The sequence below is a fragment of the Erwinia sp. 2186 genome (genome assembly GCF_057812255.1).
Window position 1 is genome coordinate 3,763,599 of record NZ_CM173824.1, and the last position, 12,815, is coordinate 3,776,413.

15 protein-coding genes are annotated in these 12,815 nt (G+C 56.3%); 11 read left to right on the top strand and 4 right to left on the bottom strand.

Going from position 1 to position 12,815, the window contains the following annotated elements; genetic code table 11:
* Positions 1-211 precede the first annotated feature (211 nt).
* The 7 genes from ACXKZG_RS17615 to ACXKZG_RS17645 all read left to right on the top strand — a co-directional run bounded on the left by ACXKZG_RS17615 (position 212) and on the right by ACXKZG_RS17645 (position 7,689).
* Positions 212-868, top strand: a complete 657-nt coding sequence (locus ACXKZG_RS17615; protein WP_134823562.1) for a CPBP family intramembrane glutamic endopeptidase — start codon at positions 212-214, stop codon at positions 866-868.
* 128 nt (positions 869-996) lie between these two features.
* Entirely contained in the window at positions 997-2,565 is a 1,569-nt protein-coding gene (locus ACXKZG_RS17620) for an ABC transporter substrate-binding protein (protein ID WP_013200967.1), read from the top strand.
* The gene (locus ACXKZG_RS17625) at positions 2,565-3,617 is read left to right on the top strand and encodes an ABC transporter permease (protein ID WP_013200966.1); all 1,053 of its coding nucleotides are present in this window, start codon (positions 2,565-2,567) and stop codon (positions 3,615-3,617) included. Before ACXKZG_RS17620 ends, ACXKZG_RS17625 begins: the two co-directional genes overlap by 1 nt.
* A complete protein-coding gene (locus tag ACXKZG_RS17630; RefSeq protein WP_053141760.1) occupies positions 3,614-4,474 on the top strand; it encodes an ABC transporter permease in 861 nt (286 codons plus the stop codon). Before ACXKZG_RS17625 ends, ACXKZG_RS17630 begins: the two co-directional genes overlap by 4 nt.
* The gene (locus ACXKZG_RS17635; protein ID WP_265909861.1) at positions 4,434-5,312 is read left to right on the top strand and encodes an ABC transporter ATP-binding protein; all 879 of its coding nucleotides are present in this window, start codon (positions 4,434-4,436) and stop codon (positions 5,310-5,312) included. The genes ACXKZG_RS17630 and ACXKZG_RS17635 overlap by 41 nt, the downstream gene beginning before the upstream one ends.
* A complete protein-coding gene (locus ACXKZG_RS17640; protein WP_134824863.1) occupies positions 5,305-5,970 on the top strand; it encodes an ABC transporter ATP-binding protein in 666 nt (221 codons plus the stop codon). Before ACXKZG_RS17635 ends, ACXKZG_RS17640 begins: the two co-directional genes overlap by 8 nt.
* A gap of 144 nt (positions 5,971-6,114) precedes the next feature.
* Positions 6,115-7,689 (top strand): ABC transporter substrate-binding protein, encoded by a 1,575-nt coding sequence (locus ACXKZG_RS17645; RefSeq protein WP_013200962.1) that lies wholly within the window; start codon positions 6,115-6,117, stop codon positions 7,687-7,689.
* A 34-nt stretch (positions 7,690-7,723) separates the two neighbouring features.
* On the opposite strand, the gene ACXKZG_RS17650 is transcribed toward ACXKZG_RS17645, so the two are convergent.
* On the bottom strand, positions 7,724-7,918 hold the full coding sequence (locus ACXKZG_RS17650; RefSeq protein WP_013200961.1) for a hypothetical protein: 195 nt from the start codon (positions 7,916-7,918) through the stop codon (positions 7,724-7,726).
* Between the two features lie 442 nt (positions 7,919-8,360).
* Here ACXKZG_RS17650 and ACXKZG_RS17655 point away from each other — a divergent pair, with 442 nt between their 5' ends.
* Positions 8,361-8,585, top strand: coding sequence for a hypothetical protein (locus tag ACXKZG_RS17655; protein ID WP_346565656.1), 225 nt, complete (start codon positions 8,361-8,363; stop codon positions 8,583-8,585).
* A 104-nt stretch (positions 8,586-8,689) separates the two neighbouring features.
* A complete protein-coding gene (locus ACXKZG_RS17660; protein ID WP_041691919.1) occupies positions 8,690-9,721 on the top strand; it encodes an acyltransferase in 1,032 nt (343 codons plus the stop codon).
* Between the two features lie 70 nt (positions 9,722-9,791).
* On the opposite strand, the gene ACXKZG_RS17665 is transcribed toward ACXKZG_RS17660, so the two are convergent.
* Together ACXKZG_RS17665 and ACXKZG_RS17670 are read right to left on the bottom strand one after the other, a co-directional pair.
* A complete protein-coding gene (locus ACXKZG_RS17665) occupies positions 9,792-10,022 on the bottom strand; it encodes a hypothetical protein (RefSeq protein ID WP_013200958.1) in 231 nt (76 codons plus the stop codon).
* Between the two features lie 78 nt (positions 10,023-10,100).
* A complete protein-coding gene (locus ACXKZG_RS17670) occupies positions 10,101-10,694 on the bottom strand; it encodes a class I SAM-dependent methyltransferase (RefSeq protein WP_013200957.1) in 594 nt (197 codons plus the stop codon).
* Positions 10,695-11,241: 547 nt separating this feature from the next.
* On the opposite strand from ACXKZG_RS17670, the gene yjbE reads away from it, so the two are divergent.
* A complete protein-coding gene (gene yjbE / locus ACXKZG_RS17675; RefSeq protein WP_013200956.1) occupies positions 11,242-11,496 on the top strand; it encodes an exopolysaccharide production protein YjbE in 255 nt (84 codons plus the stop codon).
* An 81-nt stretch (positions 11,497-11,577) separates the two neighbouring features.
* Here the strand turns inward: yjbE and ACXKZG_RS17680 are convergent, their stop codons facing one another.
* On the bottom strand, positions 11,578-12,465 hold the full coding sequence (locus ACXKZG_RS17680; RefSeq protein ID WP_488875213.1) for a dihydrodipicolinate synthase family protein: 888 nt from the start codon (positions 12,463-12,465) through the stop codon (positions 11,578-11,580).
* Positions 12,466-12,596: 131 nt separating this feature from the next.
* On the opposite strand from ACXKZG_RS17680, the gene ACXKZG_RS17685 reads away from it, so the two are divergent.
* Entirely contained in the window at positions 12,597-12,806 is a 210-nt protein-coding gene (locus tag ACXKZG_RS17685; RefSeq protein ID WP_013200954.1) for a hypothetical protein, read from the top strand.
* Positions 12,807-12,815: the final 9 nt, after the last annotated feature.

The window sequence follows — 12,815 nt, forward strand, 5'->3', positions numbered from 1 at the left end:
CTTTTCAAGCAGGCTGACTTACTTCGCCTGTCGTTTATTGCCTGCATGGCGTAGTGGAATCGCTGGTCCTCTCGTCCTCAAGACGCGATCGTTAATGCACTATCGGCCTGGCGGGCGAACTGTTTAGCGGGTTTTTCCAGAAATGCGGGCGCCTCGACAGCCCCCAAACCGCTTGCTACCATCCTTTCACCCCGGACCGAGAGACCTTGCAATGAACAATCATGCCGACAGAGTGACCTGTACGCTGCTGTGCATGGGGATGTGCCTGGTCTGGTATTCGATCACCGTGATGATCAGCGCCCTGCCGGCCTATCCGGCGTTAAGGGAAACGGGCCTGTTGATGCCGGTGCTCTGTGCACTGGAGTTTTCCGCGCTGGTGCCGCTTTATCGCTGGTATGCCAGGCACTACAGCAATATCCCGTTCGGTAAAATCAGCGTCCGCCAGGGGCTGATATTCAGCGGACTGCTGCTGTGCCTGATCCTGTCTCAGTCGTTATATCTGCAGCAGGAGAGCTGGACCGGCGGGCAGTTTGGCGAAGGGAAAAGCAAAATCCTGCTGTTCTCGCTGGCGGTGGTGCTACTGGCACCGGTGTTTGAAGAGATCCTGTTTCGGGGATTTGTGCTGCAAGGTTTGCTGCTGTGGGCTCCCCGGCAACGGCTGGCGTGCGCCCTGCTGACCTCGATCGGTTTTGCCGCCATGCACACGCAGTACACCCATCCGCAAACGATGATTGCGTTGATCGCCCTCTCGCTGCTGCTGTGCTATGCGCGCTTAATCTCGGGTGGTTTAAAACTGCCGATTTTTCTGCATATGCTCAACAACCTGATTGGTGTGTCGCCGTGGCTGTGGCTGGCTCTGGCGGGATAACCTGCTGACGGTTTATAACCAATTCCCGCGCGTTATAACAATTTCATCTATCGATAGCCGATAATCTACTATTTGTCTTACCGGCGGGTACCTTACACTCGCCAGCAACTCACAGGTAAGGAAACGTCATGAAATCGTTTTACCCGTCAATTATTGCCCTTGCACTGACCGCCTCCTGGGCTGCTCACGCTGCAACCCCGCCAGATACGCTGGTGATTGCTCAATCCATTGATGATGCCAGCAGCTTCGATCCGGCCGAAGGATTTGAGCTGACGTCGGTACAGGCGTTTACCAACCTGTATCAGCGCCTGGTGCAATCCGATCCGCAGAATCCGACCGATCTGAAACCGACGCTGGCCACATCCTGGCAGCCGGGCAGCGATAACCGCAGCCTGACCTTTGCCCTGCGCGATGGCGCGAAATTTGCCTCCGGCAATCCGGTGCGTCCGGAAGATGTGATCTTCTCGCTGGGTCGTGTAGTTAAGCTGAACCTCGATCCCTCTTTCATCCTGACCCAACTGGGCTGGACCAAAGACAATGTGGATGCGCAGCTGAAGAAGGTTGATGCAACCCATGTGCAGATTAGCTGGACCGCCGACGTCAGCCCGACTTACGTGCTGAGCCTGCTGGCCGCCCCGGTTTCATCCATCGTTGATGAAAAAACCGCGATGGCCAATGCCAAAAACAATGATTTCGGCAACAAGTGGCTGGCGGTGCATTCTGCCGGCAGCGGCCCGTTCCAGATCCGCAAATACATTCCGCATGAAGTGGTGCTGCTGTCCGCCAACCCAACCTCACCGGGTGGCGCGCCGAAGCTGAAAAACGTGCTGATCAAAAACGTCCCGGAACCGGCAACCCGCCGCCTGCTGCTTGAGCAGGGCGATGTGGATATTGCCCGTAATCTGGGCGCCGATCAGATGGCCGGGCTGAAGGGCAAACCGGGCGTGAAGCCAATGGCGATCCCGATGGCGTCGCTCTACTACATGCAGTTCAACATTGATGCCAATCCGGCGTTGAAAAACCCGGCGTTATGGGAAGCCTCGCGCTACCTGTTTGACTACAAAGGCATTGCCGACGATCTGCTGAAAGGCCAGTTCCAGGTGCATCAGTCGTTCCTGCCGGAAGGCTTCCTCGGCGCGCTGAACGACAATCCTTTCAGCTACGATCCGGAGAAGGCGAAAGCCATCCTGAAGAAAGCCGGTCTGAACAACGTCAGCTTTAAGCTGAGCGTCAGCAACCAGCCGCCGTATCTGGACATTGCCCAGGCCCTGCAGGCCAGCTTTGCCAAAGGGGGTATTAAGGTTGAGCTGATCCCAGGCCTGAGCAGCGAAATCGCTACCTCGGTTAAAGCCCACAAATATGAAGCCACCCTGAACGCCTGGGGCGCGGATTACTTTGACCCGAACACCAACGCCGCCGCCTTCGCCTATAACCCGGAAGATGGCAGCAAAACGCTGGCCTGGCGTTCAAACTGGCATATCCCGGAGCTGAACAAGCAGACGCTGGCCGCCACCGCGGAAAGCGATAAGGCTAAGCGCGTCGAGCTGTACCAGAATATGCAGCGCGAAATCCAGAAGAACTCCCCGTACGTGGTGGGTCTGCAGGCGCGTAACCTGATCGCCCTGCGTGATAATCTTAAAGGCTACGTCCAGGGCATTAACCCGGATATGGTTTACTACAGCCAGGTCACCAAGTAATGACGGTCACTGTTGCACAAGCCGGGTCCTCCCGGCTTTTCTGGTTAAAGAGCGGACGCCTGCTGACCGGGTTAGCCTCACTGCTGGTGACGCTGCTCGGTCTGCTGGCCTTCACCTTTATGCTTTCTCATCTGTCGCCGGTCGATCCGGCGTTGCAGATCGCCGGCGATCACGCCAGTGAATCGACCTACGCCCAGGTTCGTCACGATTTAGGGCTGGATAAGCCGCTGCCGGTGCAGTTCTGGCACTATCTGACGCACCTCGCCCATGGCGATTTGGGCATTTCCAGCCTGACCAATCAGGCCGTATCCAGCGATCTCTTGCGCACCTTCCCGGCCACCATTGAACTGGCGACCTGCGCGATGATCTTTGGTGCGTTCTTCGGCATTGTGCTGGCGCTGCTGGCCGCGTGGAAGCCCGGTAGCCTGCTCGATAACCTTGCGCGGATGATTTCCCTGCTTGGTTACTCGGTGCCGGTATTCTGGCTGGGCCTGCTGGGTCTGCTGCTGTTTTATGCGGTGCTGCACTGGTCGGCCGGTCCCGGACGACTGGACGATATCTGGATTTACACGCTGGAGCCGAAAACCGGGCTGGTGCTGGTTGATAGCTGGCTGTCCGGCGATCCCGAGATGTTCCGCAATGCTGTCGCGCATTTATGGTTACCGGTGGTAGTGCTGGGCCTGCTGGCGATGGCCGGCATAACCCGCTTGCTGCGCGCGGCGCTGCTGGAAGAGAGCAGCAAAGAATACGTCACGCTGGCGCGGGCCAAAGGGGCCAGCCGTGGTCGGATTTTACTGCTGCACGTGTTCCCTAACGTTCGTGGCACGTTGATTACCGTGCTGGCCCTCTCCTACGCCACGCTGCTGGAAGGATCGGTTCTGACCGAAACGGTGTTTGCCTGGCCCGGCGTGGGACGCTATATGACCACCGCGCTGTTCGCCTCCGATACCCCGGCGATTCTGGGCTCGACGCTGCTGATCGGCAGCTGCTTTATCATCCTCAATGCGCTGGCAGATGCGTTAACCTGGCTAACCGACCCGAGAACCCGATGACGCAAAATCTTACCGACCTCGACAACGTGGCACCGTCGCGCCGTCGCCGTCCCCGCCTGACGTCGCTGGTGATTGGCGGCACGCTGGTGGCGATCCTGCTGCTGGCAGCGCTGTTTGCGCCGTTACTGGCGCCGTTCGACCCGAATGCGCAGGAGATGTCCGCGCGCCTGCTGCCGCCTTCCTCCCTGCACTGGCTGGGAACCGATGGCTTTGGCCGCGACCTGCTTTCACGGGTGATTTATGGCTCGCGCCCGACCCTGCTGCTGGTGTCGCTGATCCTGGTACTGACCATTCCGGTGGGCATGCTGATCGGCATCTGTGCCGGCTACCTCGGTGGCTGGACGGAGCGCGTGCTGATGCGCATCACCGATATTTTCCTGTCCCTGCCGAATCTGGTGATCGCGCTGGCGCTGGTCGCCATGCTTGGCCCCGGCCTGATGAACGGTGCGCTGGCCCTGGCGCTGACCAGCTGGCCGCCGTTCGCCCGTCAGGCGCGTGCTGAAACGCTGGCGCTGCGTCGCAGTGATTATCTGGCGGCGGCGCGGATGCAGGGCATCAACGGCTTACGCCTGATGTTTGGTCATATTCTGCCGCTGTGTATGCCGAGTGCCGTAGTGCGTGCCGCGCTGAGCCTCGGCGGCATCATTCTGTCTGCGGCCGGCCTCGGCTTCCTCGGGATGGGCGTTCAGCCGCCGACCGCGGAATGGGGATCGATGGTGGCCGAAGGCAGTAAAGTGATATTCGATCAGTGGTGGGTAGCCGCCGCACCAGGCGGGGCGATTTTGTTTGCCAGCCTGGCGTTTAACCTGACGGGCGATGGCCTGCGTGACCGACTGGATACCCGAAATGGCAATTGAAACCTCTGACCTGATCGTCGCGGATAAGCTGAAAATCGCCAGTCCGGACGGCACGCCGCTGGTGAAAGAAATCAGCTTTACCCTGGGCCGCGAACGTCTGGCGCTGGTGGGTGAATCCGGCTCCGGTAAGTCACTGACTGCCCGTAGCCTGATGGGCCTGCTGGCACCGGGTTTGCAGCTGCAGGCGAAGACGCTGCAGGTGGCCGGAGAAAACGCCCTGACCCTGAGCGAGCGCCGCTGGAGCCAGCTGCGCGGCAGCAAGCTGGCGATGGTGATGCAGGATCCAAAATATGCCTTAAACCCGATGCGCACCATCGGCTGGCAGGTGGCGGAGCCGCTGAAGCTGCACAGCAAGCTGGGACGTGCGGAAATCAACGAGAAAGTCTGTGAGATGCTGGATGCGGTCGGCTTGCCCGATCCTAAGCAGTTGATGCAGCGCTATCCGCATCAGCTTTCCGGCGGGATGGGCCAGCGTGTGATGCTGGCGATGGCGCTGATTGCCGATCCCCACTGCCTGATTGCTGATGAGCCAACGTCCGCACTGGATCACGCGATGCGCGATCAGGTGCTGGCATTAATCCGCCGTCTGGTGGAAGAACGTAATATGGGCCTGCTGTTGATCAGCCATGATTTACAGCAGGTTTCCGAGCATTGCGATCGGGTGATGGTGATGTATCAGGGAAACATTCTCGATACGCTGCCCGCCGCTGAACTGCCCAATGCCACCCATCCTTATACCCGCACGCTGTGGTCCTGTCGCCCGAGTAAAGCCACTCAGGGCCAGGCACTGCCGGTACTGGATCGTGCTGCGCTGGAGGCCTGGCGTGAACATGATTGAACTGAACAAATTAAGCGTTTCCCATCGACAGGGTTATGAGCAGCGCACCGTGGTGCACGATGTCAGCCTGCAGGTGAAGGCCGGTGAATGCTTCGGACTGGTCGGCCCGTCCGGCTGCGGTAAGTCGTCGCTGCTGTGGGTGCTGGCGGGACTGAATCCCAACTGGCAGGGCGAAATGTCGCTGGCACAGCATCAGGTGAAGCCCGGTAAATCCTTTACCGGCCAGCTGCGTCAGGATGTGCAGATGGTGTTCCAGGATCCTTATGCCTCGCTGCATCCGCGTCATCGTCTGCGCCGCACGCTGGCGGAGCCGTTGGCGTTGCTGAAGAAGAGTGACATCAACGATCGTATCGATCGCGGCTTCCGTCACGTGGGATTAGATCCGGCGATGGCCGATCGCTATCCGCACCAGCTTTCAGGCGGACAGCGCCAGCGCGTGGCGATCGTGCGTGCCCTGCTGCTGGAGCCGAAAATCCTGTTGCTGGATGAGCCGACCTCGGCGCTGGATATGTCGGTGCAGGCTGAAATCCTTAACCTGCTTAACAGTCTGAAGCGTCAAGACAATCTGACCATGGTGCTGGTCAGTCACGATCCGGACGTGATCGATCATATGTGCGATCGCGCGGTGCATATGGAACGTGGCTACATCGTCAGCTGAACCTCAGGGGCCGGCCTGCAGGTCGGCCCCAATCTGCCTTTCCGGCTATGCTGTTAATCAGATTACGCTTGCCGGAATTGGCATTTCTCCCTCCTGCGCTTTCCCTCTATAGTCCTGAAATCACTCATTTTACAGGACCTGTTGATGCGTAAATTGTTGCCCGTAGCCCTTGCCTGCGCGTTAAGTCTGACGGCTGCTGCCCATGCTGCCACCCCAGCCGATACGCTGATTGTCGCCATCCCGCTGGACGGTATCATCAGCTTTGATCCGGCCGAAAGCTTCGAAACCGTCAGTACCAGCAGCCTGCTGAACGTCTATCAAAAGCTGGTTGATTCGGACCGTACCGATCCGCGCAAGCTGGTGCCGCAGCTGGCATCAAGCTGGCAGCCGGGAAGTAGCGAACATAGCCTGCTGTTTACGCTGAAGTCGGGGGCGAAGTTTGCCAGCGGCAATCCGCTGACGGTAGACGATGTGATCTACTCGCTGACGCGCGGCGTGAAGCTCAACAAAACGCCGGCATTTATCCTCAATGAATTTGGCTGGTCGGCCGACAATATTGACGCGCAGTTCACCCGCCACGGCAACAACCAACTGGAGATCCGCTGGACCTCGGCCATCGGTCGGGATTTGGCCTTGCGGCTGTTGAGCGCGCCGGTGGCCTCGATCGTCGACAGCAAACTGGCGGAGCAGCACGCGGTCAATCATGACTTCGGCAACGGCTGGCTGAAAACCCATTCGGCAGGCAGCGCGGCTTACGCCATCAAAACCTATGTCCCGCAGCAGGCGCTGGTGCTTGAGCAAAACCCCAATGCCCAACCTCAGCCAAAACTGAAGCGGGTGATCCTGAAAGGGGTCTCCGATCCCGGTTCACGCCGTCTGCTGCTGGAGCAAGGTGATGCCGACGTCGCTTACGAGCTGGGCGCCGATCAGTTTGATGCGCTGAAAAAAGTCTCTTCGGTGCGGGTTGCCAGCTTCCCTTCCAGCCTGATTTATTACCTCGGCTTTAACACTCAGGATAAAGCGCAGCCGGCGTTAGGCAACCCGGCACTGTGGCAGGCCGCCCGCTGGCTGGTTGACTACCAGAGCATTTCGCATGAGCTGCTGAAAGATCAGTATCAGGTGCATCAGGCCTTTTTACCGCAGGGATTTGACGGCGCGCTGGAGAACCAGCCGTTTAAGTACGATCTGGCCAAGGCGAAGGAGATTTTAAGCAAAGGCGGCATCAAGCCGGGCACGCAATTCTCGCTGACCATCGTTAATCAACCGCCGTATACCGATGTAGCGCAGGCTTTACAGGCCAGCTTCGCCAAGGCCGATATTCAGATCGCCATCAAGCCGGTTGCCGAGGCGGAGCTGTGGGCCAAGATGCGCAGCAGAAACTTCCAGTCGATCTTTATTTACTGGGGCGCTGATTACGTCGATCCCAACACTAATGCCAGCACCTTTGCCTATAACGTGCCAAACGGGCCGAAAACCCTGGCGTGGCGCGTCGGTTGGTCAATTCCAAAACTGAGTGCAGAAACCAAGGCGGCTGCCGCAGAGAGCAACGTGAAGACGCGCAACGCGCTGTATCAGCAGTTGCAGACCGAGGTTCAGCAAAATTCGCCTTACGTGGTGACGTTGCAGGGACAAAAACTGGTGGGATTACGCAGTAATATAACCGGAGCCAATCAGGGTATTGGTAACAGCATGCTGTATTACGATCAGGTCAGCAAATAGGGTTAAAGGGCGGCCTCAGGCCGCCTTTTTGCTATCAGGAGATAGCCGAGTCCGTGGAGTGCTTGTGCTTATCCGCTTCAAAGTGATCTTTAAACTGCTCGTAGATGGAGATCATATTGGCGGCATCGCCCTGCATTGGGCTCAGTTTACCGGCACGCACCAGTTCAATAACCAGTTGTAACGCGGCCTGCTTTGGGCTGCTGGCAGGATGGGAGATTTCAGTAGTCATCTTGGCTTCCATGAAAAAGGACGAAAGAGTAATTTTAACAACTTTCCCGCGCTGTGGTGAATTTTTTCCCAAGCCGCCCGACCGCCACCGAACCGCCCTTTTTCCGCCTAAGCCAAATTATCCTGCGCGTTAAAAACTTGATAAAAAAACTGGTCCTGAATTATGGTGCGCCCTGATAGCTGGAAAAATAAATCCCTTTTCACTCAATTATCTCCAATAGGACCGCTTAACCGTCGCCAGATCACAGCCGTGGAATATAGACCAGGTAAAATAAGAAAACTCTGCTGGCTTACCCCCAGGCTTCGTCCGATATTGCATGCCGACGCTTGCAGTCGGCCAGGCACTGATGCGAGGGTCATGTTTTCTGACACCCTTTGCGGAGGGATTGTCAGAGCGGAACCCTTCTTTTCACTTTTTCTGGCTGTCTGATATGAATGGAATAATGAAAGTCATCTCACTGGTGGTGACGCTGGGCGTTAGCATCTTATGGTCCTGTTTTGTGCCCGCTGAGCAAGTGGTCCTGACGCTGTCCCAGGAACAGGATGGCGGTGACGCTGGCCGGGCCTGCATGTACATCCATCAGGGGAAAGCGGAATACCGCGTTGTTCAGCCTCAGCAGGCCTGTCCCGCCACGCTGACGGTAGACGCAACGCGCCATTCGAGCTGAAAGCGCCCGGCCTTTTTCTTAGCAGAAGCTACATCGGCAACAGCGAAATATGATACCTTTAGCCAGGTGGCGACAGTCTGTTCCTTTCCGGCAGAGTGTGCTTTATGACAAGGAACCTGGCATTGAAAACGATTAATATAAAGCTGCTCACACTTGTGGCAACGTTTTTAGTTATTTTGTTGCATACGGCTGCTATCCCTTTTAGCTATTTCCATCTGGCCTGGTCGGTCTCGGTAATGTATGAAGCGCTTGGGCGCATCGCATTTCCGCTGTTCCTGCTGGTCGCCGGTTATGTTTCCCTCAATAAAAATGAGTCGCTACTCAGTACGCTGAAAACCCGCGTGCTGGATTTAGTGATCCCGCTGATTGCCTGGTCGGTGATTTATATTGTCTACGGGCAACAGGTGAAAATGAACCACTCGTCGGTCAGCGTGCTGGAGCTGCTGAGTACCCCGGCGTGGCCGCATATGTGGTTTATCTACACCATGATCCTGCTGTATCTGGTGACGCCGCTGCTGAATACCTTTATCACCTATGGCAGCCAGCAGCGGGTTAACTACACGCTGACCATCTGGTTTGTGCTGGCCTCGGTGTATATGTTATTTGATAACGTGAAGGCCAATTTACTGGAAAACCGTCCGCTGCCGGATCCGAGTAATATCGATATGGTGGTGTATTTGTCCGGGTTTTATATTCTCGGTGGGGTGGTTCGCCGCTTTAAAATAAATCCGAAGGTGATCATTGCGGGCGTTATTTTTATTCTGTCCGTGGTGTTAACGGCGGTCATGACTTACTCCCTGTCGATCAGTACCTTCAAGCCTAACCAAATCTTCCTGTTTTACGCCGCGCCAACCATGGTTGTGGTGTCCCTGTCGTTCTTCTTTATGCTGCTGAATGCCCCGTTACGCTTCGGCAAATCGGCTATTGGGGTGATCCGCGCGCTGTCCAATCTCAGCCTCGGAATCTTCTTTGTGCATGCAATGGTGCTGGAAGTGCTGCTGAACCTGCTGCAGCTTAATTTCGAAGGCTACTATTCGATTCTGACCATTCCACTGGTGGCGATCGCCTGCTTTGCCATCTCTGCACTGATTGTCTGGCTGATCAGACTGATCCCCTTCGTGCGCCGCATTACCTGAGCGCAATAAAAACGGCCACTCTGTGAGGAGCGGCCGTCTTTCCGACAATGTGCCGGTATGCCACGCGAGATTAGAAGGCTGCAGCAGCAAACCTGTGTGGCTGGTTGATTGCCTTCCGGGCAATCCAGTACAGTAAAATGCGTTCTTCATCGCCATCCTGATCTGCCATCGCCAACAGCTTGTGTGCCAGCGTAGCCTTATTGACAGGTTGCCCGGTGATACTCAGGTCAACCACTGCTTTGCCAATGATAGTACAGACTTCTTCATCACTTGAGGTGGGTAGGTCACTTTCAATACTCATTATTTCCTCCTGTTGTGGGTAAAGGTTAAGCCTGGCAGACCATACGGAGATTGCCATCTCTAAGTCACATTCCCTTCATCAGGGTGTGCTAACTCCCGCATTCTCCTGCGGTAAATTATCCAGCGAATGGCAGCGATACACCCATGCTGGCGGCAGATTGCACAGCACGCGGCTGCGGTTCCACGCAAAGTATTCGGACAGCAGCGGCTCAGAGAGCGAGGTGTACTGGAACTGCACGAAGACGCCCTGCGGGCTCAGCAGCGACGCGGCGCGCTCCAGAATGCCGTGACGGACCTCTTTCGGCAGCGACAGCAACGGCAAGCCTGAGAAGATCGCGTCGTATTCACCGCTCAGGGTTTCAGCGGATGCGCCGGTGACCCGCAGGCGGGGATCGTCAATGGTGGCCAGCTTGGGATGGAAGCGGCTGTTGGTCTCGAAGGCCAGCAGCTCGGCATCGGGCCGCATGCGCGTCAGCAGATGGCGGGTGACCACGCCGTCACCGGCCCCCAACTCAGCAATACGCTGACACTGGTTCCAGTCGACGGCATCAGACATGGTTTTGCACAGAGACAAAGAGGAAGGAGCGATAGTGCCTGTTTTCCGTGGATCGGAGATGAATTCCTGTAAATACCCGGTTTTATCTTTGATATAGGAAAACGCAGATAACAACATAGTTGAGCCCCTGGCAAAAATGATTACGCCCAGTAAGCCACAAGACACTTAACAATTTCTTAAAACCTTTCAGCCCTGGGTTAAAACCAGGATTAATCGCATAAATGCCGCCGTATTTCGGGGTAATCATTTATATTTCGCAACAGATATCAATATAGCCTCACACTCAATTCGCTCCCGAGAAATTTGCTTTAGGGAGAAAAAGCGAAAAAAAGGCGCCGGTATTTATTCTTAAAACGCAGGGTAAACTACAGCGCAGATTGGCTCATATTTATGGCCAGCATGAGCAATTTGTCCTATGAGATAAATTCCCGAGCGTTTTAAGGATAATCTGGCTTTAATCACCTCGTTCTCAATCCCTACAGCCCTTCCGCCAGTCAAGCAACCCTAATCGGTCATTTTTACTGTGGAAATTACTGGCGCTAAACCGGTAACACCTTAATCAGAATAACAATAATTCCCTCCCGGGCGGCCACTATTCAACCCTGAACTTTGAAATTATGCTCTCAAGCGTTGTCTGGTTACCCCTTCCTGAGGAACGATAAAAATGAAAAAAATAACGACGCTTGCTCTGATTTTGACTCTGGCTACCAGCGCCAGCGTTTATGCCGCACCGACTACCGGAGCAGCAGCAGGAAGTGAAGCCACTGCGATGTCCGACGGCAACTCAAATGCTGTGGGTATCGGTGCTGTTGCTGCGCTGTTAGGTGTTGCCCTGGCGACTATGGGCGGCGGCGGTGGTGGTAGCGATGGCTCCAACACCGGCACCACCACCACCACAACCGGCACCATGGCGCATTAATTCGCGTTATCAGCACTGACTGGCAGGATGCGTAATGCGGATTGCAGAGGCCTTTCCTCACGGGAAGGCCTTTTTCATTGGCTAGTCCAGCTGTAAATCCCGCAGCACCATTTCCACTTTTTTATAATCCTCAGGCCGCAGCGGCAGTAGCGGACGTGGCAATACCGGCTGACAAATCCCCAGAATTTCCGCCGCGCTGTACATCACGCGCAGGCTGGTGAGGGTCTTGAATAAGGTCCACATTGGCTGAAGTTCAGCGTTGAGCTGGGCCAGCTGTTCGCCATCCTTGCGTAATGCGGCCTCAGTCAGCGCCATCGCCTGTTTTGGCAGCAATCCGCCCAACACGCTGAACCAGACGTCGCCACCGGCGTACAGGGCTTCTGGCGCATGCCAGTCGACGCTAAAGCCAAGGGCAAAATCGTCCGCGAAGCGTCCACGCAGATCGGCCACCAGATCCTTATCGGTTTTGTCGGACGACGGCTGCTTCAGCGCTTTCACCGTGGGCAGCGTGCCAAGGCGAGCCAGCAGGGTCGGCGTAAAGGTAAAGTGCGTGGTGCCCGGATTGTTATAGATGCAGATCGGCAGCGATGTGCTCTGGGCCACCGCCGCGTAGTGCTGGAACACTTCCTCTTCCGTCAGCGGCGTATAGGACACCGGCGCCAGCAGGATCCCATCTGCGCCCGCCGCATCTGCATCCTCAGCCAGCTGGATGGCGTCATCCGTGCGCAGCGCACCGGCGCTGACGATAATGGGGATCTCGCCTTGCAGGCAGTCAACGGCGGCTTCAATCGCGCGGCGCTTCTCTTCCCGCCGCAGAAACGCATACAGCCCGGTGCTGCCGAGCAGGCCAACGGAATTGACCTTCGCCTGCTTCAGGCGCAGCAGAACCTTTTCCAGTGCAACAACATCAACCACACCCTGTTCACTGGCGGGTGTGATGGGGAAAGCGGAAAGACCGGTGAATTGCATCAGAAATCTCCCTGAAAGGATTACGCATGGTTGCCCTTTTTTATATCACCTCAGCACACAGGGTGATACCACAGCCGTCTCGCTGCTGGACTATACTGAACATTGGGTCTGATTCATCAAAGGAGTGAGCTATGTTAATTGGCTTCGTTTTACTGGTCAGCGCCTGTGGCCATGATGCATGTGATGCATTGCCGGTTTCTGAGCACATTTTTCCCACGCAGGTCGCCTGTGAACAAATGGCCGGCCGTATTCACCAGCGTCGGCCGGATGCGGTGTTGCTGTGTGGTGAGGTTCACCGCAATGAAGGTACGACGATTACCCGTGTCAACGGAGAAAAATGACCGTCGGGT